Source organism: Pseudomonas sp. UBA6276 (assembly GCF_002438365.1).
Classification (GTDB): domain Bacteria; phylum Pseudomonadota; class Gammaproteobacteria; order Pseudomonadales; family Pseudomonadaceae; genus Aquipseudomonas; species Aquipseudomonas coleopterorum.
The window spans coordinates 52,506-75,790 of sequence record NZ_DJUS01000107.1 but is presented as its reverse complement, the minus strand read 5'-3'; the positions used below and the strand labels follow the sequence as shown (position 1 = coordinate 75,790).

The window sequence follows — 23,285 nt, the reverse complement described above, 5'->3', positions numbered from 1 at the left end:
CTTCGAGTTCACCGTCACCGGCGAGCAGCGCCATGCAGGCATCGCCACGCAGTTCGGGCCGCACGCGGTGCAGATCGAGCTGGCACCCTACCCGTTCGAAGTGAAGACGCCGACCAGTGCCGAGGTCATCGAAATGAGCCAGTGGCGCCAGGAACACAAGCGCTGGCGCCCCTGAGGGTGTCAGTCCTGTGACGGATCCGGCACCTGTGCTCGCAACAACCCTTGCTGCAAGCGCGTTGCGTCCTGCGATGTGTCGAATATCAGCTCCACCCGTGAATCCCGACGCCACTCACTCGGTCTCCATTGGGCGGTTTGTCCTGCCAGCAAATTACTCGATCGCCACCCCTGCGTGCTGTGGATAACCAGCTTGGCGCGATGCCAACTTTCATTTTCCAGCCAACGCCCCAAGGTCTGCAGATCGAGCTGAACCTGTGGGTGCAAACGCCAGCCGATGCTCCAGCCATCAGGGTGATCCTGCACTTGGCATCGGACACGAGACTTATCCACCCATAGATCACCCAGCGCATTGGGGCTGTCTATCGGCTTGTCCACAAAAAGCGCGACAGGCTTATCCACAATCGGCAGTTGATCGAAGCGGATTTCATCGACGTCCCGCCACAGCATTTGAGCTGTGGGTAAATTTTTACTTATACACAGCTCATGAATATCGGATGCTTTGTTCATGATCAGCAATCCCGCAGTGCGCGCGGCTTCCAGCTGTACCGCAGGCAGCGCATTCCCCGCCCTGAGTGCCAGAGCGTCAAGCACCATCACCAGCGGTTGGACGGCCAGGACCCCGCGCCAAGGCGCTTCACCCAGTTGTGCGAGGATCTGCAATGGATGGCCCAGGCCCGACGGCTCGATGAACAATCGGTCCGGACGGGCACTACGCAGCAAGCGGGCAAGACCGATCTGAAACGGCGCTCCATTCACGCAGCACAGGCAACCCCCGGCGATTTCACCGATTGCGATACCATCGTCGGCTGTAGCCAGCAACGCGGCGTCTATGCCCACCAGACCGAATTCGTTGATCAAGACGGCCCAGCGTTCGTCCGCTGGCTTGCACGTCAGCAGATGACGAATCAGGCTGGTCTTGCCGGCGCCCAAGGGGCCTGCGATGACATGGGTGGGAATGTTCTGCAGCATGGTCGGATGTCTATGGAGGTTGAACGATGCGTGTGTGGGTTTTGCTGGGCCTGCTGGCCAGCACTCAGGTATGGGCCGAGGCCTGCGTGGTGCACAGTCAGGCCGAGCGGGTGAGCGTGGAAGTGTGCCAGCAGAATCGTACTATACCGCCGAAGCTGTTTCATGATGGATTCTGCCAGCCGAATCTGCCGGGCCAGAAGGTCGAGGTGCAACACCTGGAGCAATGCCCGCAGGGCGCCTACGGTGTCTGTCGCGGTGCACGCGTGGAGCGCATGCCCTATGAACAGGACATCCACTACTATGGCGTGGCCAGCGATGCCGCGTACCTCAAGCCATTCTGCGAACAGAACAGTGGGGGCCACTGGGAGACCCCCTGATCAGCCGAAGCTACACGACCGGCGTCTGTTCGTGCCAGTCACCGAAGGGATCCGGCCAACGGGTCCAGGCGCGTGCGCCCAAGGCCAGTTCCTCGTCATCGAGCAGGCAACTGTCCAAGTCTCGACTCAGCGCAGCGAAGTCGATGTTCTGGCCAATGAACACCAGTTCCTGTCGGCAGTCGCCGGTGTCGGCGTTCCAGTTGTGCTGGATGGCAGCGATGCTTTCAGCATCCTGCGGCCATTGCGATTCAGGCACGAAGCGCCACCAGCGCCCGGCAAAACCATAGCGCATCAGTCCTCCCGCCTGTGACCAGCTCCCGGCTTCCTGGGGCTTGCTGGCCAACCAGAAAAAGCCCTTGGAGCGCAGCAACTTGCCGTTGGTCCAGGGTTGGTCGATGAAGGCATGGAAGCGCTGTGGATGAAACGGGCGTCGGGCGCGATAGGCCGTCGAGGCGATGCCGTAGGCGTCGGTTTCAGGCACATGTTCGCCCTGCAGCTCCTTCAGCCAACCTGGCGCCTGCGCCGCGCGCTCGAAATCGAACAACCCGGTGTCCAGGATGCGCGCCAGAGGCACCTGACCCATGACCATCGGCAGCACCTGTGCGACCGGGTTGAGCTTTTGCAGCACCGCAGTCAGCTCGGTGCGTTCGGCCTGGCTGATGAGGTCGATCTTGCTGATCAGGATCACATCGGCGAACTCCACCTGCTCGATCAACAGCTCGGTGATCGCCCGCTCGTCTTCCTCACCCAAGGTCTCGCCTCGGGTCGCCAGACTTTCTGCTGCCTGGTAGTCGAGCAGGAAATTGACCCCATCGACGACGGTGACCATGGTATCGAGCCGCGCCAGATCGGCCAGGCTCTGACCTTGCTCATCGCGAAAAGTGAAGGTTTCTGCCACCGGTAGCGGTTCGGAGATGCCGGTGGATTCGATCAACAGGTAATCGAAACGCCCGTCAGCGGCCAGTTTTGCCACTTCCTGAAGCAGGTCCTCGCGCAGCGTGCAGCAGATGCAGCCATTGCTCATTTCGACCAGCTTTTCTTCGGCGCGGTTGAGGCTGACGTCGCGCTGCACTTCGCTGCCGTCGATGTTGATCTCGCTCATGTCATTGACGATCACCGCGACGCGCAAGTCGTCACGGTTACGCAGGATGTGATTGAGCAGGGTGCTTTTTCCGGCTCCCAGAAAACCTGAGAGCACGGTGACGGGTAAACGGTTGGGCATGACGGACCTCATCAGGAACGGCTACAACGGGCTATATGCTTTGTCTATTGTTATAACATAACATAAAGGGCGTTGGTTTGTTGTTACCTGAACTGAGGGGATCATGAGAAAAAAACACGTGTTCCACGTGGAACACGTGTTCGATGTTTCACGTACGAGGCTTTACCGCACCGCAGTCGTTACCCAACCAGACGGCACGGGTATTCATGCTGCCCTTCTGTGCGGTACCGGAGGCATTGAAGGTGCCGCTGACCGTAGTCAGAAATTCCCGGTCGCTGAGGAATTGCGCCTGTCCCGCGCCTTGAGCCTTTGGGCAGCTGAATTGGAATTTCCAAACATTGCCGTTGCGCTCGGTGATCTTCTGCGTGCAGCCCGACTTGGGGTCCTGCAGTGGGATGTCGTTAGTCTTGACCTGTTCCGGGGTCAGGCATGAACGAATGCCATTACCGCCCAAGGTAATGCCTTGGTTGGCCAATACGCCTTCCATCATCGCCCTTTGCTCGGGCGGGAGCATCTTCAGCTGGCCCAGCATGACCTGCATGTCCGGCAATGGCTTGCCATCAACCTGCATGTTGCTGGTGGTCATTTCCCATAGACCTGGCTGCAACATCTGCGCCTGCGCGCCTGTCGCCGAAAGGCTCACTATCAATGCTGCCATCGGCCATTTGAATCTCATCTGATGTCACTCCTGAAGGTCATTGGGAAAAGCGCGGGTGCCTCAGCTTTTGACGCCGAAACCGGACCCGAGTTGCGCGGCAATAAAAACGCGACAACCGCTCCTGAACGTGGTCTGTTACCACAGCTAATCAAGGAGCCGCCGTGCAATGGATTATCACAGTCCGATTTTTTTTGGGTATCTATTTGGCCTGCTGCACGTCCTGGGCATCGGGGCTGCCGTCCATGCCGTGCTTACCGTACGCACCGCGCAAGGGTCGATCGCCTGGGCCTTGTCGTTGATGTTCATTCCCTACCTGACATTGATCCCCTATCTGGTGTTCGGGCGCAGCACGTTCGATGGCTACATCGAGGCGCGTCGGCATGCCAACAAGGAAATGCATACGGCCATTGCCGACATGGATTGGCGGCCGTGGATCGAGGAAGCGCTGGCCGCACGAAAGTCGACGTCCTACGCCTCGCTCAGAGCCATGCCCAAGCTTGGTCGCATGCCCTGCTTGGCCAACAACCGGGTCGGCCTGCTGGTCAACGGCCACGCGACATTCGATGCCATCTTTGCTGCCATCCGCGAGGCCAAACAAGCAGTGCTGGTGCAGTTCTTCATCATTCATGACGACCATATCGGGCGTCAGCTGCAAGGCCTGTTGTTGCAGAAAGCCTCCGAAGGTGTGCAGGTCTATGTGCTGTATGACCAGGTAGGCAGCCATGCCCTGCCCCGTGAATACGTCGAGCGCTTGCGTGACGGTGGAGTGAACGTGAAGGCGTTCGCCACACAGAGCGGCTGGTTGAACAGGTTCCAGGTGAATTTCCGTAACCATCGCAAGATCGTGGTGGTGGACGGTATCAAAGGCTTCATCGGTGGTCATAACGTGGGTGACGAATACCTGGGCGGCAACCCCAAGCTGTCGCCTTGGCGCGATACCCATGTGAGCATCAGTGGCCCCGTGATCGCCTGCCTGCAGGAGTCTTTCGCGGAGGACTGGTTCTGGGCGGCGCGCGAGCTGCCACCGTTGATTCTGCCGGATGCGTACGAAGAGGACGGTGTGCTGTGCCAGGTCCTGGCGACCGGTCCGGCGGATTCCTATGAAACCTGCTCACTGTTTTTCGTCGAGTCGATTCACGCCGCCAACGAACGGGTCTGGATCACGACGCCCTATTTCATCCCCGATGAGGCGGTGTTTGCCGCTCTGAGGCTGGCCGTGCTGCGCGGTGTGGACGTCAGGATCCTGCTGCCGTCTCGTCCCGATCACAAAGTGGTGTATGCCGCCTCCAGCCTGTTCGCCTTCGAGGCCGTCCGTGCGGGTGTCCGGATGTTCCGCTATGAACCGGGATTTCTGCACCAGAAAGTGGTGCTGATCGATGACGAAATCACCGCGATCGGCAGCGCCAACATGGACAACCGCTCCTTCCGCCTGAACTTCGAAATCATGCTGTTGACCGTGGATAAAGCCTTCACCAGCGAAGTCGAACAGATGCTGCTGGACGACTTCGCCCAATCGCGCGAGATCGATGTACGCGACAGCAAGGAAACCCATCGCCTGCAAAAGTTGGGCATGCGCGTTGCGCGGCTGATCTCACCCATCCTCTAGCCTGCTCAGCTGCTGTAGATATCATCGCGGGTCCAGGGCAGTCCGGTATGGCCGTCGGTGTAGGGTTTGACGGCAAGGATCTGGTGGATGTTGATCCAGCCCCGACTGAACCCATAGGCGCAACCGGCCAAGTACAGACGCCAGATCCGCAGAGACTGTTCGGATACCATGCCGGCGGCGGCCTCCAACTGGTTTTCCAGGCGCGCGCTCCAGTGCTGCAAAGTGCGCGCGTAGTGCAGCCGCAGGCTTTCGACGTCCACGACCTCAAGTCCCGCTTCGCTGACCTGCGCATCGACCATGGACAGATGAGGCAATTCGCCGTGGGGGAAGACGTACTTGCCGATGAACTCCCCCGCGCCCCTGCCTACCGGACGGCCGTCCGTATGCCGGGCCGTGATGCCGTGGTTCATCACCAGGCCACCCTCGCGAACAGCGCCGCAAAGGCGCTGGCAATAGAGCCCCAGGTTAGCGTGGCCAACATGCTCGAACATGCCCACACTGACGATCTTGTCGAAGCGTCCGTCCTGGGGCAGGTCACGATAATCGAGCAGCTGTAGTTCGACCTGATGTTGCAGGCCTTCGGCCACTACTCGCGCCCGAGCCAGCTTCAGCTGCTCCTTGCTCAGGGTGATGCCGAGCACCCTGGCACCGAACTCCCGCGCTGCGAATCGCGCCAGGCCACCCCATCCACAACCGACATCCAGCAGGTAGTCACCCTGGCGCAGACGTAATTTGCGGCACAGGTGTCTGAACTTGTCCTGTTGCGCCTGTTCCAAGGTCTCCTGACCGGTATGGAAGTAAGCACAGGAGTAAGCCATGTCGCGGTCAAGCCAGAGCTGATAGAACTCGTTGGACAAGTCGTAGTGATAGGCGATCGAGCGTTCATCGGTGTCTTTGTCGTGTGCCGAGCGCACGGGCACGGGCCCCTCATCGTCGTGCAGAATCGCCTGGCTGAGTTCATCGCACAGGCGAATGACGTCACCGATCTCGCCTTCCACATCCACCTTGCCTTCGATGAAGGCACTACCAAGCTGATCCAGGCTGGGGTGGGAAAACTGGCTGATGACCTGCGGCTCTTTCAGCACGAGTGTGACGCTTGGTGAAGGACCCAGGTCCATTTCGTGTCCATCCCAGAGACGCAGCCGTAAGGGAAGCTGCAGGTTTTGCAACACAGGCGGTAGGTGCGCGAGCATGGAAGTTCTCCCCTGTCTGAACGATTCAGCACAGAAGACTAGCTCAGAAGTCGGTACCCGGATGACCAGTCGATCATCGAGTCAGGTGCCGTGGGTCGGTAATCCTTCGATCTGTAATTAAATTTTCACGTCATCAGCTACGCTGGCAGCTACAGGACACATCCGGAAACATCGGAAATGCTTGCTGTACCATGCCCGGGCTTCGACATCATCAAGGAAATGGACCTGCATGAGCGCAGACAACGAAAGATTCATAGGTTTGGAATGGCTGCGCTTTTTCCTCGGCGTGTACCTTGTGATGTTTCACACACTGCCCTTCTACAGCGAGTACACACACCTGAGCGGATTGGTGGAGTTCACCGAACTGGGATTTTTCGCCACCAGTAGCTTCTTCGCGTTATCCGGCTTTCTCCTTACCCACGTCTACCTGGACGGCAACAAGCTTCGAGAGCCACCGCTCTCCTTCATGACCAAACGCTTCGCCAATCTCTACCCCATTCACCTGTTCGGCCTTGCCAGTTGCGTGATCCTGATTGCGCTCACGGGCCTGTTCGACAGCAACACCGACCTGGGTGTCGCCTATCGATCCGATGACCTGCTCAAGCGCACCGCTCCCGAGCTGCTGAAATACCACCTCAGTGACTTCCAGATAGCCGTCAACGCGGTGCTGCAGGTCACCCTGCTGCAAGCCTGGAACCCGGTCTACCTCGCCTACAACGGGCCGCTGTGGTCGATCTCGGCACTGTTCTTCTTCTATCTCGTATTCCCCTGGTTCGCACCGCGTCTGGCGGCCGCCAAACACAAGGTGCGGTTGCTGCTGATCATCTGGGCGGCGTGTCTGGTCCCGCCGCTACTGGTGGTCCTCAACAATGACTACAGCTCGATCTGGATCGGTTTCCTTCACCACTTTCCGTTGCTGCGGCTACCAGTCTTCCTCGCCGGTATCGTCGCCTATCTATTGTTTCGCGAGCATCGGTTGATGGGCGTCGGGTTGCGGGGCCCTGGCAAACTGCTGGCGGTGGTTGCCCTGGGCTTTGGTGTAGCAATCGCCGCCGAGGTCAACTGGCGGGGTGCCAGCCACTGGTATGTGCTGCTGCACAATGGCCTGCTGCTGCCGCTGGTGCTCAGCGGGATCACGCTGTGCGCCATGGCCTCGAGTCCGCGCAGCGAGCGCTACATCAAATGGGCGCGCCGGCTGGGCGCGGCATCGCTGCCGATGTTCGCCTTGCACACACCGATCTTCATCATCTTCCGTCGTCTGGAAATGCTGGCGAACATCAATGTGCCGTTGTGCTTCAGCAATGCCTCGGCCTGCGTTGCGCAAGCCAAGGGCCACCCGCTGTCGCTGGCGTACTACCCTATCCTGCTGCTGCTGTGCATCATCATCTGCGTGATATTCCAAGAGCAGATCGGCAACCGCACGCGGCAGTGGCTGTTGCAGGGGCCGCTGAGTCGGTGGGTGGTCAAGAGCAAACGTGCAGATACCGGCAAGGCCAAGACCATGCGCACGAGCATGAGCCGCGGCTGAGGGGCCAAGCGCCATGCCCTGAGACCGTTGGGTTCTCCGGGCATGGCGCTGGCACCCGGTCAGTACTTCCAGCTGACCGATGCGGTGATGTTGCGCGGCGCGCCGTAGCTGCTGGCGGTCTGGCTGTACAGCGAACGCAGGTACTTGCGATCGGTGACATTGTTGAAGTTCAGCGACGTGCTCCAATGGTCGTCGATGTCATAGCGGGTCATCAGATCGACGATGGCATAGGCATTCTGGCGAATGGCGCTGTTGGTGTCGTTCTCCACCCCGCTCTGCCAGCTCAGGCGCGTGCCCACATGAGCCTTCGGCAGCATCGGCAGGCGGTAGCTGACCAGACCGTGGAAGCTGTGTGTAGGCACATAGTTGCGCGCATCACTGCCGTCCTCGTCTTCGATGGCGACATAGGTGTAGCCGGCCAGCACGTCCAGGCCGGGGTACGCTTCGCCTGAAGCCTCCAGTTCCACCCCATGGCTCTTGTAGTCCTCGGTCTCGTACAGGTACTGCGATCCCACCAGGGTGGAGGCCCCGGCCACGTTGCTCTGCTGCGTCTTGAACACAGCCGCCGTCAGGTCCAGACGGTTGTCGAGCAAGCGACCCTTGACGCCGGCCTCCAGGCTTTTGCCTTCGAGCGGGTCAAGCAACTTGCCATCCAGCCCATAGGTGGCGTATTGCGGATTGAAGATCCGTGTCCAGCTGGTATACACCGCCCACTGCTCGCTCAGGTCGTAGACCAGGCCAGTGTACGGCGTCACTCGGCCATGCTCGCGCAGGGAATGATCCGAGCCGTAGCTCTCACCCGAGCCATCGGCGCTGAGCATGCGTGCACCCGCGATCCAGTGCAGATCGTCCGTCAGGTTGAAGCGCGCGCCGGCGAAGAGGCTTTTCTGCCTGTCCACGAAGTTCTGGGTATTGGTATCGCTGGTTTCGGTGAAGGACGGACGTGCGGTGGTGCCGTTCAGGATGTTTGCGAATGACGTGTAGTAATACCCCCCCAGCTCTATTCCTTCGGAAGAGTCGTACTCACGCGCAGTCTGGTGCGTTCGTCCGTAGGTGGCCCCAAAGGTCAGTTCATGCTGGCGACCGAACAGGCTGAAAGGGCCCGACAGCTTCGCTTCACCAATGGCCTGGTTGGCCGTGGCGGAGGTGTCTGCCGCAAAGACCAGCGCCTGATCAGCGTCCAGACCCGCCACGTAGAACATGTTTGTGTCCTGGTATTCATGAATACCGGTCACCGTCAGTGTGGCATTCCAGCCATTGTCGAAGGCATGCTGCAGTTCGGCGAAGGTGCGCTGCGTGTGCATGTTCCAGTAGGTCCAGGGCTGGCCCACATTGGAGCTGCGGCTGCTGTAGTGCAACCGGTTGCCGCCGTCGTCCACCAGCGGCAGGTTGCCCCAAGTGCTGGCATTGGAGTCGCTGTTGTGCTGGGAGAAGCCGACCGTGAGCGTATCCCGCTCACTCAGATCGAACGCCAGCAGGCCCGCGGCCACGTTGCGTTCGTGGCTGTAGCGGTCCATCCAGGAGTTGCCCTTGTCGTGGGCGTAGATGAAACGGCCACGCACGTTGCCGGTGTCGGTCAACGGGCCTGAGACGTCGACGGCGATACGGCGGCCGTCCCAGGAGCCCACGCTGCTATCGATCTGCGCCTGGAAGGTCTCGGTCGGACGTTTGCGCACAAAATTCACCGTCGCCGATGGGTTGCCGGTCCCGCTCATCAATCCGTTGGCCCCGTGCAGCACGTCGATCTGCTCGTACTCAGCCATGTCGACGTCGCCGATCAAGGTGGCCTGGGAAAACGGCATGCTCATCCCATCGTATTCGAACGACGTGATTTCAAAGCCGCGGGATGTGAATTCGGTCCGATCGCTCTCGCTCTGCTCCACCGTCACCGAAGGCGCAGCGCGCAAGGCGTCCTTGATGCCACGGATCTTGAAGTCTTCCATCTGCGCCTGGGTGACGGTGGTGATGCCCTGTGGTGTTTCCTGCTTGCTCAGCCCCAGCTTGGTAGTGCTCGAAGACGGCTTGGCCGTGTAGCTGACGGTGGGATCTCTGTACTGGTCTTCGGAGGCCGATTCCTGCACCTGAATGGACGGCAGCGTGAGGGAATCATCGGCGTGCGCCAGCGGAAAGGTACCGCAGGCGCCGGCCAGCAACAGGGTGGCGGAAATACGAGGCTTCAAGATCGGCGTCCCAAGACGAAGAAAAGGACGGCGATAATGTAGGAATTTTCAAACAAGAACTAGAATCGTTTACCTGATTTTTACTTTTTTTTCACATTTGTGGCGGGAAATCAGTCCTGCCTGCACGCGGACGGTACTGAGCATCAGGCTCACAGAACGATCAGTCCACCCTGTCCAACTCCACCACACAGACCTGCGCCATTGCACCCTCCAGGCTATAACGCTGCAACTGACCGCCGACGTTGGTGCACCGCAGCGTCGCTCGCGGGGCCAGCTCATGGCGCTGTCCACTGCTCGCGTGGGTGACGTTGACGATGCCCACTGACGCATTGAAGAAAACGACCTGAGTCGCCTTGGAGCCCAACACCACGGCCGGATGACAATCCACCCAGCGCAAGGAAGCGTTGATCCGATCCGGGCGGTAGATCAGGTTGAAATCCTCGATCGGCGAGCCCAGCAAGCGACACTGCACGGTCGCTCCACCGTCGAAACTCAGCGGCTGCAGGGGACCCAGCGCCTCACTGTCCACCCCATTGATTTGCAACACCATCCCATCGCCATGCAGCACGGTGATGACCCGGCTATAGCCGGGGAACACGGAAAAGGGTCCATCGACATCGATCTGGGCGATCGACAGGCGCCAGTCATAGCCGCTGTCATCGACGCAGCGCTGCCGGGCAATCTCCAAGGTGCTGCCACCCCCGTTTTTCCAGGGCATGGCCGTGTACGCTTCGGGTTGGTACAAGTGCGAATCAGTCATCGGAATCCGGCTACCAAAGAAATGTCAGGCAGGCGTGAACGCCATGAAGCGCTCGATCAGCGCAAGCAGTACCGGCCGCAAGGTGTCGACCTTGGCCTGCTGCAACCCATAGGGCGGCGTTTCCTGCATGTAGGCACGCTGCGCCAGCTCCAGTTGAACCGCGTGAACCCCATGGGCCGGGCTGCCGTACTGGCGGGTGATGTAGCCGCCCTTGAACCGACCATTGAGCACCGCTGGCAACTGCGGAGCCAACTGCTCGGCCAAGGCGTGCAACTGCTCGCCAACGCCAGGCGCGCAGGCGCTGCCGCTTGCCGTACCGAAGTTGAACACCGGCAACTCGCCTTCGAACAGGTGGGGGATGACCGAGCGGATCGAGTGGGCATCCCATAGCAGGGCATACCCGTGGATGGCTTTGATTCGCTGCAATTGCTGGTGCAAGGCCCGATGGTACGGCTGCCAATAGTGCTCCAGGCGTCGGGCGATTTCAGCGTCGTCAGGCTCGTGTCCCGGTTGATACAGCGGCACGTCGTCGAAGGTCGCCAGCGGGCAGAGTCCGGTGGTGTTCTGGCCAGGGTAGAGGCTGGCGCCATCGGCCGGCCGATTCAGGTCGATCACGTAGCGCGAAAAGCGTGGACGCAGTGTCGACGCCCCCAGCGCGGTGGCGAAGTCGTACAGCTCATGAATATGCCAGTCGGTGTCATCCACCGCCTGGCCGACCGAGCTGTAATGCGCCTTCAGATCGTCCGGCAGTTCAGTGCCGACATGGGGCATGGAGATCAGCAAAGGGCCGATGCCCTCATGCAGCTCGAACGTGTGTTCCTGAGTCATATCGTTTGCTCCAAGAGGTCGGCCAGGGTGGCGCGGTAGCCGTGCAGCGCTTCCACCTGCAGGGCGTGTTGACCGTTGTCGATGACGTGCCTGCCACCGACGAAGACATCGCGCACGGGGTGGGTGCCGTGCTCGCAGAACACCATCGAGGACAACAGCTGTGCCGGATTGCCCGGGGCGATAGTGGCGGCGTCCGAATCGATCACGACCAGGTCGGCACGCTGGCCGACCACCAGTCCGCCCACCGAGCGGCCCGTGGCCTGCGCCCCGCCACTCACCGCCTGAGCGAACAGTCGGTCCGCCACTGCCGGCGCTTCAGCGCTGGCCAGTACGTTGCGGCGGCGATGCAACAGGCGTTGGCCGTATTCCAGCAAGCGCAGTTCGGCCCAGGGATTGACCGCCACGTTGCTGTCCGAACCGATACCCCAATTTCCCTTGTCGGCCAGGAAACGCTGCGCATCGAACAAACCATCGCCAAGGTTGGCTTCGGTGGTCGGACACAGACCGACGACGGCACCACTACGCGCCAACGCGGTGTATTCGGCGTCGTCCATGTGGGTGGCGTGCACCAGGCACCATCGCCGGTCCAGAGGTTGGCGGTCCAACAGCCACTGCACCGGTCGCTGGCCGAGGATGGCTACGCAGTCATCGACCTCGCGGGTCTGCTCGGCGATATGGATATGCACGGGCGCCCGCGGATCCTCACTGTCCAAGCCCTGAATCAGCCTCGACAAGGAGGCTTCGCTCACGGCGCGCAACGAGTGCGGCGCTACGCCGTAGCGTCGGTTGCCGTTCTGCGGCATGGCTTTTTGCAGGTGCTGACGCAGCTCGAAGATCCACTCGGGTGAATTGATGAAGCGACGCTGGTGCGGCAAGGGTTCTGCCTGACCCAGGCCGCCGTACTGGTACAGCACCGGCAGCAGGGTCATGCCGATGCCCACCTCCTCAGCTGCACGAACCACGCGCAGGGACAGTTCGGCGGGGTTGGCGTAGGGTTGGCCGTCAGCGCCATGGTGCACGTAGTGAAACTCGCAGACCGAGGTGTACCCGGCCTTGAGCATCTCGATGTACAGATGCCGGCCGATGGCCTGCAGGTGCCGCGGCTGCAGGCGCTGGGCGAAGCGATACATCAGGGTGCGCCAGCTCCAGAAGGAGTCTTTCGGGTCGCCCAGGGTTTCGGTCAACCCGGCCATGGCGCGCTGAAAGGTATGGGAATGCAGGTTCGGCATGCCACTGATCACCGGGCCCCGCGCCACCGGCGTGCCGGCCGTGGGCACGGCATCGATGCTCACGGTGGTCAGATCGCCGAGCGCGTTCCAGCTCAGCAGCACATTGCGCTGCCAGCCATCGGGCAGTAACGCGCTGTGGGCAAACAGGCTGCTCTGGGCGTGGCTGGTGGGTGAATCCAAGGGTGTATCCACGTGAACCTCTGGGCAGTGAGTCAGGCGCGGGCAATCAGAGAACAGGCGCCGCGTCTCGCGACAGCACGCTTTGCAGGAAGCTGCGCGTACGGGCTTCGCGAGGCGCGGTGAACAGCTGGGCTGGCGGCGCGGCTTCGACGATGGCGCCTTGGTCCATGACCACCACCACATCGGCCACTTCCCGGGCAAAACCCATTTCGTGGGTGACGATGATCATGGTCATGCCTTCGTTCGCCAGGGTCTTCATGACCTGCAACACCTCGCCCACCAGTTCCGGGTCCAGTGCCGAGGTCGGCTCGTCGAACAGCATGACCTTGGGTTCCATGGCCAATGCACGGGCGATCGCCACGCGCTGCTTCTGCCCTCCCGACAGGGTGCCGGGATAGACCTGGGCCTTGTGTTCGAGGCCGACCTTGTTCAACAGGCGCAAGCCCTGCTCCTGCGCAGCCTGGCGCGACTTGCCGCGCAGGGCCATGGGCGCCAGGGTGATGTTGTCCAATACGCTGAGGTGCGGGAACAGGTTGAAGGACTGGAACACCATGCCGACTTCACTGCGCAGGGCGTCAAGTTTGCTTTCGGACATCATCCGGCCCTGCTCCACCACCGTGTGGCCGCAAGCCCGCAGCGTTCCGCCTTCGGCGGTCTCCAGGCCATTCATGCAGCGCAGGAAGGTGCTCTTGCCCGAACCGCTGGGGCCGATCACCACCACGACCTGGCTGGGCTGTACGCTGAAGTCGATGTTGTGCAGCACCTGATGGGTGCCGAAGGATTTGCTCAGGTTCCGAATGTCGATGATGGCGGTGCTCATCACACTCTCCCGTCAGCGCGCAGCACTTTCTCGGTGCGGCGCAGGATCAAGGTGGTGATGCTGGTCAGCATCAGGTAGATGAAGGCGATGGCCAGGTACACTTCGAGTGAGCGATAGGACACGCTGATGATCTTCTCGCCCTCGTGCATCACATCGGCAATGGTCAGCAGCGACACCAGCGCCGAGTTCTTGATCAAGGCAATGAATTCGTTGCCCAGGGCGGGAATCATGCGCACGAAGGCCTGGGGCAGGATGATCTTGCGCATCGCCAGCTTGTGCGGCAGCCCCAAGGATCGGGCGGCTTCCATCTGGCCCTTTTCCACGGACTGGATCGACCCGCGGACGATCTCCGAGACGTAGGCCGCGCTGTAGATGCCCAGGCCGAAGATTCCACACACATAGGCCGGCAATTGGATGCCGAAATGCGGCAGACCGAAGAACAGAATGAACAACTGCACCAGCAGCGGCGTGCCACGGATCAGCGTCAGGTAGGTGGTGCACAGCCCATAGATGATCTTGCGATTGGGATTGAGCCGACCCAGCCCGATCAACAGGCCCAGCACACAGCCCAGCACCAATGCCGCAGCCGTGATTTCGATGGTGATCAGGGTGCCGGAGGCGAGCGCGCGCCAGCCGTCCCAGACCGGGGAAAAGTCGAGATCCATGAAGTACTCCGCACAGGCTACGGTTGAAGGCGTGATGTGCAGGTCCGTCGCAAGCATCGCGCGGACCTGCAGCGGCGGCTTATTCTTTGGTGGTGCCGAACCATTTCTGGGTCAGGGCGGCATATTCGCCGTTGCTGCGCAGGGTTTGCAGCGCTTGGTTCATCTGCTGTTGCAGCTCGGTGTCATTCTTGCGAATGGCGAAACCGTACAGTTCGGTGGTCAGGCCTTCGTCCAGCACCCGGACCTTGGGCTGACGCTTGGCATATTCCACTGCCGCCGGACGCCCAGTGACCGCAGCGTTGACCCGGCCAATGGCCAACAGGTCGAACATGGCCTGGTTCTTCTCCACTTCCACCACAGTCACTGCGGGGTAGTTGGTTTTCAGAAAGTCGATGGACTTGGTGCCCACCTGGGCCGAAACCTTTTTGCCCGCGACCAGATCGGCAGGCTTGTCGATGCTGGCGTCCTCCTTCAGGACCAATACAGCCAGGCCCCCGCGATAGTAGGAGTCGGTGAAGTTGACCACCTTCTGACGCTCTTCGGTCATGTAGATAGCCGATGCAGCGACATCGAAGCGGTTCGAAATCAAGCCAGGAATCAGCCCCTTGAAGCCGATGTCGACCCATTCGACCTTCTTGTTCAGTTGCTTGCCGATGGCTTCGATCAATTCGATATCGAAGCCGGTGCGCTTGCCATCCTGCACGAATTCCATGGGTGGGAAGGTGGCATCCGTGCCGACACGCATCACATCGTCGGCTGCCTGGGCCGAGGTGCAGAGCGAGGCCATCAGCGTCAGCGCGGCAGCCAGGGGGGTGAACAACTTCAACGCTTTCATCACAAATTCCTTTGGCAAGGGTGAGTCCGTCAGGACCCGAAACATGGATTGAGCGGCAGTTAGAAGCGATTGCAGATGCGGCTGGCTGCTTTTCTGGTGAGGCTGATCAGCTCAGCCTCCCGTGGGCCAACGCGCAATGACGGCGCCATCAACGTAATGGTGCCTTGCAGGCCACCGTCCGCTGAAACCAATGGGACACTCACGCCCCAGACACCCAGATCGACTTCACTGTCACTGGTGGCATAGCCATTCTTGCGAATTCGGGCGATCTCCTTTTCCAGCGCCGCGACGTCCACGGCGCCCTGTTGCGCTTGCTCTGCGAGCAACTGGCGCTGCACCGGCTCGGGCAGAAACGCCAGCAGGCTCTTGGCCGATGCACCCTGCATCATGGAATGCGCGCGGCCCTTGGTGAACGAGCAACGCAGCGAGCTGCTGCTCTCCTCCATGGCGATGCACACCATCTGGCCGTTGCTGTACACCAGCAGGCCAACGCTTTCGCCCGTGCGTTCAGCCAGGGCACCGATCTCGTCGCGGCTCTGGCTGATCAGGTGGGACGTCTGATCGAAGCCCCAGGCCAGTTGCACCCCGGTCGCACCGGGTTCGTACAGCCCGGTGGTCATGTGCTCTTGCAGCAAGCCCCACTTCTTCAGCGATGCCAGATGCCGGTAGACCGTGCTCAGCGGCAGCTCAACCTGCGCGGCAATGCGCTTGGCCGCTATCGGTTGTCCGGCCTTGGCCACACAGGTCAGCACCTGCAGCACACGGTCGACGATGCCTGTGGTTCGTGGGTCGTTCATGACTGCACTATAAGAACAAATTCTCGATTCTGAAGGACGATTCTCACTGAGCGGGAAAAAAATCCCATACCGTCGACTGCAGTCTTCACCCAGACAGCCAAGGGATGCCTCACCGACCGCTCTAGATCCGAACTCTCATGATTTCCTGCAGGTCACAACTCCATGCCCTGCCCACAGACTTTCAGGAGACAGCCCATGCCCTACTCGACCTCCACGCTGCTGACACCTCTGCGCCGCGCCTGCCTGGCCGGGCTGTTGCTCGGCGCCTTGCCGATGGCCCATGCGGCCGACGTCCTGCTGGTGGGCAACAAGGCCGGCGCCAGTGTGTCGGCACTGGACATGGTCAACGGCAAGGAACTGTTGAAGCTGCCAGTCGGCACCGGCCCCCATGAAGTCATCGTCGCCGGCGATGGTCGGCTGGCGGTGGTGGGCAACTACGGCGCCCAGGGCAAGGCCAACAACAGCCTGAGCGTGATCGACTGGCCGACCCGCAAGGTGTTGCACACCATCGACCTGGGCCAGGATTCGCGCCCCCACGGCATACGCTTCTTTCCCGACAACCAACGTATCGTGGTGACCACCGAAGACAGCGAACGCCTGCTGGTGGTCGACCTGGCCCAGGGCAAGGTGCTCGAGCGCATCGACGTGGGCGGTGGTCAGCCCCATATGGTGGTGCTGTCGGCAGACGCCAGCCGCGCCTACGTGACCCACGTCAAAGGCGGCAGTCTGTCGGTGGTCGACCTTGTACAGCACCGCAAGCTCGCCTCGGTGCCCACCGGCAACAGCACCGAGGGCATTGCCATCGAGCCGTCGGGCAAGCATGTGTGGGTGAGCAACCGTGAAGACGACGAGGTGGCGCTGGTCGATACCCAGACGCTGAAGGTGGTGGATCGGATCAAGACCGGCCGCTTCCCGATCCGCATCGTCATGACACCCGATGGCAACCATGCGTTGGTCAGCTGCGCCAAATCTGCCGAGCTGTCGGTGATCGACGTGGCGAACAAGCGCGAGATAAAGCGTATCGATCTGGCCCGCAACGGCGCGGTGTATCGCGAAACCTTGCTGGGCGCCGCAGCCCTGCCCATCGGCGCGGTGGTGGCGCCGGACGGCAAGCGTGCATACGTGGCCATCAGCGGCGGCGACGAGATTGCCGTGATCGACACTGCCACCTGGTCCGTGCAGGCGCGCTGGCCGGCAGGCCCTGAGCCGGATGCGCTGGCCATTATTCCGCAGGGTTGAGTGATCTTCCCAGGCGCTGCACAGCAGGGACGCTGGCTGTGCGCGTCGTCACCTTCGGCTTCGCGCACTGGCCAGACGGGAGCACGCGGTTGCGGGTCAGTGGTGGAGAATCTGTTGCAAGAAGGCTTTGGCCCGCTCAGATTTCGGGGCATTGAAGAAGTCTTCCGCCAGCGCATCCTCGATGATTTCTCCCGCATCCATGAACAGCACACGATCGGCCACCTTGCGCGCAAAACCCATCTCATGGGTCACGCAGAACATGGTCATGCCTTCACGGGCCAGCTCGGTCATCACAGCCAGCACTTCGGCCACCATCTCGGGATCCAGCGCTGAAGTCGGCTCGTCGAACAGCATGGCTTGTGGCTCCATCGCCAGCGCACGTGCGATCGCCACGCGTTGCTGCTGCCCTCCAGAGAGCTGAGCAGGGTACTTGTCACCGTGGGCGGCAAGACCGACCCGCTCCAGCAGCTCGCGGCCCTTGATCAGCGCAGCGGCCTTGCTCCGCTTGAGAATGCGGGTTTGTGGGATGGTCAGGTTGTCCATCACCGTGAGGTGAGGAAAAAGCTCGAACTGTTGGAAGACCATGCCCACCCGGCGACGCAGCAGCGGCAGATCGGTACCCTTGGCGCCCACGGAAATGCCATCGAAATGGATCTCGCCTTCATCGAAGGGCTCCAGCGCATTGATGCATTTGATCAACGTGGATTTCCCCGAACCGGAGGGGCCGCACACCACGATCACTTCACCTTTGGCCACTTGCGTGGTGCAGTTCTTCAGCACCTGAAAAGAGCCATAGAACTTGTTCACCTGATTGATGGCGATCATTTTTCAACGCCCTCCTTGAGCAGCTCCAGAAGAGTATTGGCAACCACCTGGGTGGCCTTGCGCAGGTCTTGCAGGGGGACGCGCTCGTCGGCGCGATGGCCGTTGGCTTCCAGCAACGTACGCGGGCCGGCACCGTACATGACGGTTGGAATGCCCGCCTCGCTGTACAGGCGAGCGTCGGTGTACAGCGGCACGCCGATGGGTGTGACCGGCTCGCCGAACACTGCGCCCGCTTCACGGCACACCAACTCGGCCAGGCGCTCGCTGCCTGCCACCGGCACGAAAGGCCTCGCCAGTAGGATCCGCGAAACGTCGATGGTGATGCCTGGGAGCTGCGCGGCCACGGTCTGGATCAGATCGCGCAATTCGGTCTCCACCGCTTCGGGTGACTCCTCCGGCACGATACGGCGGTCCAGACGCAGGGTCAGGCGGTCGCCGACGACGTTGGTGTTGATGCCGCCTTCGATCAAGCCCACTACCAGCGTGGGATGGCTGATACCCAGGGTGGCCGAAGGGCGCTCGCGCAGGCTGTCGCGGTAGCGGTACAAGGCCTGCAGCAACGGCACGCTGGCCTCGATGGCGTCCACGCCGGTATCGGGCATCGCCGCATGGGCAGATTTGCCAAGCAGGGTCAGCTCCAGGTGCAGACAGCCGTTGTGGGCGGTAATCACATGGTAGGAAAACGCCGCGCTGAGCACGTAGTCGGGCTTGCTCAGCCCAGCGCCCAGAATCCAGCCGGGGCCTGTGGCACCGCCGGTTTCCTCGTCGTAGGTAATGTGCAATTCGACACTGCCGGCCAGCGGTGTTTGCAGTGTTTTCAGCGCTGCCAGCGCGCAGGCATAGGTGGTGATGTCGGACTTGGACACCGCAGCGCCGCGACCGTAGAGCCAGCCTTCGCGAACCTCACCGCCATAGGGGTCGGCGCTCCAACCACGGCCGGGCGGCACCACATCGCCGTGGGCATTCAGGGCGATGGTGGGGCCAGGGCCAAACCGATGGCGCACGATCAGGTTGGTGGCGCTGAGCATCCCGGCCTCGGCCACCACTTCGGCTGGGGTGACATGCCGCTCGACCTCAAGACCCATGGCTTCGAGCAGGCGCGCCGTGGCTTCAGCATGAGGCGTGCAGTCGCCGGGCGGATTGTCCGACGGCGTACGCACCAAGGCTTGCAGCATTGCGGTTTGCGCAGTGAAGCCTTGGTCGATCTGAGCCGCGAGATGTTGCTTGAGGTCGTGCATGCACTTCGATCCCTGTCAGGCTGTGGCGCCGAAGCGCTCGATACGGAAGGCGGAAATGTCCAGTTCGGTCCGCCCGTTGATGATCAACTCGGCCACCGTGTGCGCCACGATCGGCGCCAGGGTGTAGCCATTGGAGGTGACGGCGTTGAAGAAACCAGGTACGCCGGGGACTTCACCCAGAATGGGTGCGCCGTCGATGTTCACGTTCATGCCGGCCCAACTGCGCAGCATATGCAACCCGCGCAGGGCGGGCAGGACCCTGGCGGCGACCCACAGATTGCCCTCGATGCTGCTGCGCACGGCGTGGTTCAGGCGCATGGCTGCATTGAAGCCGGCGCTCCAACCGCCGCCGATCAGCAGGCCACCGTTGGCGCTCTGCTTGAGGCTCAGGTGACGGTCGGCATGGGCGATCAGGTGATCAACCAAGGGCGGAGCACGTTCAGTGACGATCATTTGCAAGGGCGCGCCCTTCACCGGAATGGCCACACCGAGCATGTCGCCAATGGTGCTGGACCAGGCGCCCGAGGCGTTGATCAAGCGCTTGGCTACGATAACGCCACGGCTGGAGGTCACGCGAAAACCGCCGTTGGCCAGTTTTTCGATGCCCTGCACATTGGTACCGCGCTGAAAGCGTGCGCCCTGCTCACGGGCCAGCGCGCCGACGGCATAGGTCGCGCGCAACGGGTTGATCTTGCCTTCCAGAGGGCAGAGTTCGGCACCGATCAGGTTATCGGCCAAGTGCGGCGAAAGCCGGCGCAGTTCGGCGCCATCGAGCATCTGCGCATCGATACCGTAGCTGCGTTCCAGGTGTACCTTCTGCTCGAGGAAGCGCAGGCCTGGTTCGTTCTCGGCAACCATCAGGCCGCCGGTGATCTTGATTTCCAGCGACTCGCCGCACGCCCGCTCCAGGTCTTGCCACAACTTGATGGACAGCGGCCCCAGCGGCAGAGTCTGCGCGGCGGGGCCACCGCCCGCCTGGGCCTTGGCGCCGAAGTCGAACGACAGCAATTGCACATGCAGACTGCCAGCATTGGCGCCCGACGCCTGCAGGTTGCTGTCATCACGGTCGATCACCAGCACTTGGGCACCCGCCTTGGCCAAGTAATAGCCCAGACAACTGCCCAGTACTCCGGCGCCAATCACCAGCACATCGGTATGCTGCTCGGTCAGCGGCGTGGTTTCCACCGGCCGGGCCAGGTTCGGTGTCATGGCGGGCAAGTGGCCGCCCCACTCGGGCTTCTCGAAGGTCAGGGCCGCAATGGGTACCGGCTTTGCCGGTGGACGTGGGGCGAAGCCGCTTTCCACCTGAGGAGCACGACCGCAGGTTTCCTCCAGCAGCTGGCAGGCGACGCCCGAACAATAGCGGCCCTGACAGCGCCCCATGCCCAGACGCGTGTTGCGCTTGAGGCTGGCAAGTGTGTCGTGCCCGTCGCCGACGGCCTTGCGCAAGGTGCCCAGGTCGACTTCTTCGCAACGACAGATCGGAGTCGCATCGGCAAGGCCCGCCAGCTTTACCGGCGGCGCTTGGTACAGGCGCCACAACGCCGACTGGAACCGTTCGGCGCTGTGCAGCCGCCGCCGCGCCAAGGCCGCCTGACCTTCATCGCTGCCCAGTCCCAGTGCCTGGGCGACCGCCAGCCCGGCCAAGGTGCCGCGTGCCAGCGCCACCCGCGAGCCACCCAGATCGGCACCGTCGCCAATCACGTAAACACCGGCGATGCTGCTCGCGCCATCCTCGGCAGTACGCACCGCAGGCGTGCTGAAGGGTGTGGTACGCAGGTACTGCTCGCAGCCGAGCATCCGGGCCAGTTCCGTGGAAGGAATGAAGCCGTGTCCCAGGCATAACACATCGCATTCGATGCGTCGCTCGCTGCCGGGCACCGCTTGGCCGTTGATGTCCAGGCGGGCGACGGTCACCGCCTCTAGGCGTTCGTTGCCATGCGCTGCGATCACCGTTTGCCCCCAGCGCAGCGGCACCCCGGCGCGCTTCAGGCGACTCAGGTACGCGGCGCCCTCGGCCAATAGGTCACTGCCCTCGCGCAGCAGGCCGAATAGCTCCCTCCACCGCTGCAAGGAAGGCGCCGGTGCCGACTCCAACACCTCGCACACTCCGGCTCCACCATTCAACAGCTCTGCCGCCAGCTGCAGATTCAAGGGGCCGTTACCGCTGATCACGGTGCGCTCGCCTGCAGCGACCTGGTAGGCCCGCGCCAGCGTCTGCCCGGCGCCTGTGGTCATGACCCCTGGCAGCGTCCAGCCAGGAAACGGTACCGGCCGCTCGTAGGCGCCCGGCGCGAGGATCAGCTGACGAGGCTCGAATACCCAGGCTTCACCGTCTACCAGCGCGGCAATCTCGTTGACGCCGAAGGCGCCCCATACGCTGGCGCCCTGACGGATTTGCACGCCGGCCGCCCTGGCTGCGGCTACCAATGCCAGCCCTTTGGCGAACTGCGCGGCCGGGGCACGTTTGAAGCCGTGGGACGGTGCCAAGGGCTTGTAGAACTGCCCGCCACTTTGTGAGCGCTCGTCCAGCACCAGTACCTTGGCACCCCGCTGCGCGGCGGCCAGTGCAGCCGACAAACCGCCAGGGCCGGCGCCGACCACCAGTACATCCGGGCGCTCTACTGCCGGCTCATGACCTTGGGGTGTCGGCGCCAGGGGCGCCAGTTGTGCCTGGGCTGGCAAGCCACTGCTGACCTGCATCCCATCGCTGACCTTGACCAGACAACTGCGCTGTCCACCCTGCCCGTCCACTTCGACGGCGCATTCGAAACACGCGCCCATCCCGCAATACAGACCGCGCCGACCGCTGTAGCGGGTCTGCCGCACGCCCACGATGTGCGCCCGAGCCAGCGCCGCGGCAATGGTTTCGCCCGCCAGTGCTGAGACCGGCTGCCCGTCGTATTCGAAGGTAACGGCAGCGGCGATGCTTTCGATTGCGGGATGGATAAGACGCATCAGAAAAGATCCAGAGGTTGTTGCATACCGATTGTATACGTATACAATCGGTATGCAACAACCTTCGAGAATCTGCGATGACACATTTCCGCGGTACCTACACAGTCCTGATCACACCTTTCACGGCCGACGGCAGCGCGGTTGACGTTGCTGCTCTGGAACGCCTGGTGGAATGGCAGATAACCGAAGGCATCCACGGCCTGATTCCGTTGGGGAGCACAGGCGAGTTTCTGTCGATGACCCGCGAAGAGCGGCAATTGGTCACCGAAACAGTAATTCGCACCGCCAACGGGCGTGTTCCGGTCCTGATCGGCACCGGCGCCGAATGGACCCGCGATTGCGTCGAGCTGAGCCTGGAAGCGCAGTCGATGGGCGCCGATGGGGTCATGATCATCCCGCCTTTCTATAGCTGTCCCAACGAGGACGAGCTGTTCGCTCACTACCGCGCAGTGGGTGAAGCAATCGACATACCAATCATGATCTACAACAACCCGGCGACCGCGAACGTCGACCTGATTCCCAGCACGGTAGCGCGCCTGGCGCAGATCGACACCGTGAACTACATCAAGGAGTCCACCCTGGAAGTCACCCGGGTACGCGACATCATCGAACTGTGCGGCGAACGCATGAACGTGTTCGCCGGCATTCTGGGCTACGAGTCGTTCTGGCTCGGTGCTTGCGGCTGGATCGCGGTGACGTCCAACCTGCTGCCCAAACTCTCCGCGCAAATGTTCGAAGCCGCCGTGGACCGCGGTAATCGCGACGAAGCGCTGGCCATCTACAAGAAAATCCTGCCCATCGTGCGTGCCGTAGGCGGCCCGCACTATGTGGCAGCCAGCAAAGCCGGGCTGGACATGCTCGGACTCGCAGTCGGCGACCCGCGCGCGCCACGTTTGCCTTTGGCACTGCCGCAACAACACGCCTTGCGCGCCGCCCTGGAAGAACTTCAGGTCATCGGCAGCCTGCGTGGCTGATCAATCCTTCGCCGACTAGAGAGCACG

General features: G+C 61.8%; 20 protein-coding genes and 1 pseudogene. 6 read left to right on the top strand and 15 right to left on the bottom strand.

Features of this window, described 5'->3' with window-relative positions:
- A pseudogene (locus B2V21_RS12715) lies at positions 1-175 on the top strand (DUF3301 domain-containing protein); the annotation flags it as partial.
- 5 nt (positions 176-180) lie between these two features.
- On the opposite strand, the gene B2V21_RS12710 reads toward B2V21_RS12715, so the two are convergent.
- Entirely contained in the window at positions 181-1,146 is a 966-nt protein-coding gene (locus tag B2V21_RS12710) for a CobW family GTP-binding protein (RefSeq protein WP_286917013.1), read from the bottom strand.
- Positions 1,147-1,172: 26 nt separating this feature from the next.
- Here B2V21_RS12710 and B2V21_RS12705 point away from each other — a divergent pair, with 26 nt between their 5' ends.
- Positions 1,173-1,523 carry a hypothetical protein gene (locus tag B2V21_RS12705; RefSeq protein WP_049860415.1) on the top strand — a complete coding sequence of 117 codons (351 nt, stop codon included), beginning with the start codon at positions 1,173-1,175 and terminating at the stop codon, positions 1,521-1,523.
- A 10-nt stretch (positions 1,524-1,533) separates the two neighbouring features.
- On the opposite strand, the gene zigA is transcribed toward B2V21_RS12705, so the two are convergent.
- Positions 1,534-2,745, bottom strand: a complete 1,212-nt coding sequence (gene zigA / locus B2V21_RS12700) for a zinc metallochaperone GTPase ZigA (protein WP_286917012.1) — start codon at positions 2,743-2,745, stop codon at positions 1,534-1,536.
- A gap of 148 nt (positions 2,746-2,893) precedes the next feature.
- Positions 2,894-3,421 (bottom strand): DUF3617 domain-containing protein, encoded by a 528-nt coding sequence (locus tag B2V21_RS12695; protein WP_049860417.1) that lies wholly within the window; start codon positions 3,419-3,421, stop codon positions 2,894-2,896.
- Between the two features lie 148 nt (positions 3,422-3,569).
- Between B2V21_RS12695 and cls the strand changes: the two genes are divergently transcribed.
- A complete protein-coding gene (gene cls / locus B2V21_RS12690) occupies positions 3,570-5,009 on the top strand; it encodes a cardiolipin synthase (protein WP_286917011.1) in 1,440 nt (479 codons plus the stop codon).
- 5 nt (positions 5,010-5,014) lie between these two features.
- Here cls and cfaB read toward each other — a convergent pair whose 3' ends face one another.
- Complete coding sequence (cfaB, locus tag B2V21_RS12685; RefSeq protein WP_049860419.1) at positions 5,015-6,202, bottom strand: C17 cyclopropane fatty acid synthase CfaB; 1,188 nt, start codon at positions 6,200-6,202, stop codon at positions 5,015-5,017.
- Between the two features lie 229 nt (positions 6,203-6,431).
- Here cfaB and B2V21_RS12680 point away from each other — a divergent pair, with 229 nt between their 5' ends.
- Positions 6,432-7,730 (top strand): acyltransferase family protein, encoded by a 1,299-nt coding sequence (locus B2V21_RS12680; protein WP_286917010.1) that lies wholly within the window; start codon positions 6,432-6,434, stop codon positions 7,728-7,730.
- 59 nt (positions 7,731-7,789) lie between these two features.
- Here B2V21_RS12680 and B2V21_RS12675 read toward each other — a convergent pair whose 3' ends face one another.
- From B2V21_RS12675 to B2V21_RS12640, 8 genes are all read right to left on the bottom strand, one after another.
- Positions 7,790-9,910, bottom strand: coding sequence for a TonB-dependent siderophore receptor (locus tag B2V21_RS12675; protein WP_286917009.1), 2,121 nt, complete (start codon positions 9,908-9,910; stop codon positions 7,790-7,792).
- Positions 9,911-10,070: 160 nt separating this feature from the next.
- Positions 10,071-10,670: a HutD family protein gene (locus B2V21_RS12670; RefSeq protein ID WP_049860421.1), complete on the bottom strand. Its 600-nt coding sequence runs from the start codon at positions 10,668-10,670 to the stop codon at positions 10,071-10,073.
- 24 nt (positions 10,671-10,694) lie between these two features.
- A complete protein-coding gene (gene hutG, locus B2V21_RS12665) occupies positions 10,695-11,498 on the bottom strand; it encodes an N-formylglutamate deformylase (protein ID WP_286917008.1) in 804 nt (267 codons plus the stop codon).
- Positions 11,495-12,919 (bottom strand): formimidoylglutamate deiminase, encoded by a 1,425-nt coding sequence (locus B2V21_RS12660; protein WP_286917007.1) that lies wholly within the window; start codon positions 12,917-12,919, stop codon positions 11,495-11,497. Before B2V21_RS12660 ends, hutG begins: the two co-directional genes overlap by 4 nt.
- 34 nt (positions 12,920-12,953) lie before the next feature.
- Positions 12,954-13,715 (bottom strand): amino acid ABC transporter ATP-binding protein, encoded by a 762-nt coding sequence (locus tag B2V21_RS12655; protein WP_201777941.1) that lies wholly within the window; start codon positions 13,713-13,715, stop codon positions 12,954-12,956.
- Between the two features lie 11 nt (positions 13,716-13,726).
- The gene (locus B2V21_RS12650) at positions 13,727-14,392 is read right to left on the bottom strand and encodes an amino acid ABC transporter permease (RefSeq protein ID WP_286917006.1); all 666 of its coding nucleotides are present in this window, start codon (positions 14,390-14,392) and stop codon (positions 13,727-13,729) included.
- Between the two features lie 79 nt (positions 14,393-14,471).
- Entirely contained in the window at positions 14,472-15,227 is a 756-nt protein-coding gene (locus B2V21_RS12645; RefSeq protein ID WP_043192067.1) for a transporter substrate-binding domain-containing protein, read from the bottom strand.
- Positions 15,228-15,286: 59 nt separating this feature from the next.
- On the bottom strand, positions 15,287-16,024 hold the full coding sequence (locus B2V21_RS12640; protein WP_049860427.1) for an IclR family transcriptional regulator: 738 nt from the start codon (positions 16,022-16,024) through the stop codon (positions 15,287-15,289).
- A 195-nt stretch (positions 16,025-16,219) separates the two neighbouring features.
- Here B2V21_RS12640 and B2V21_RS12635 point away from each other — a divergent pair, with 195 nt between their 5' ends.
- A complete protein-coding gene (locus B2V21_RS12635) occupies positions 16,220-17,263 on the top strand; it encodes a cytochrome D1 domain-containing protein (RefSeq protein WP_286917005.1) in 1,044 nt (347 codons plus the stop codon).
- Positions 17,264-17,359: 96 nt separating this feature from the next.
- Here B2V21_RS12635 and B2V21_RS12630 read toward each other — a convergent pair whose 3' ends face one another.
- The 3 genes from B2V21_RS12630 to B2V21_RS12620 are packed head-to-tail and all read right to left on the bottom strand — an operon-like array spanning position 17,360 to position 22,284.
- Positions 17,360-18,088, bottom strand: a complete 729-nt coding sequence (locus B2V21_RS12630; protein ID WP_049860429.1) for an amino acid ABC transporter ATP-binding protein — start codon at positions 18,086-18,088, stop codon at positions 17,360-17,362.
- Positions 18,085-19,326: a M20/M25/M40 family metallo-hydrolase gene (locus B2V21_RS12625; RefSeq protein ID WP_286917004.1), complete on the bottom strand. Its 1,242-nt coding sequence runs from the start codon at positions 19,324-19,326 to the stop codon at positions 18,085-18,087. The genes B2V21_RS12630 and B2V21_RS12625 overlap by 4 nt, the downstream gene beginning before the upstream one ends.
- A 15-nt stretch (positions 19,327-19,341) precedes the next feature.
- Entirely contained in the window at positions 19,342-22,284 is a 2,943-nt protein-coding gene (locus B2V21_RS12620; protein WP_286917003.1) for an FAD-dependent oxidoreductase, read from the bottom strand.
- A 77-nt stretch (positions 22,285-22,361) separates the two neighbouring features.
- Here B2V21_RS12620 and dapA point away from each other — a divergent pair, with 77 nt between their 5' ends.
- Entirely contained in the window at positions 22,362-23,258 is an 897-nt protein-coding gene (dapA, locus tag B2V21_RS12615; RefSeq protein ID WP_049860432.1) for a 4-hydroxy-tetrahydrodipicolinate synthase, read from the top strand.
- Positions 23,259-23,285: the final 27 nt, after the last annotated feature.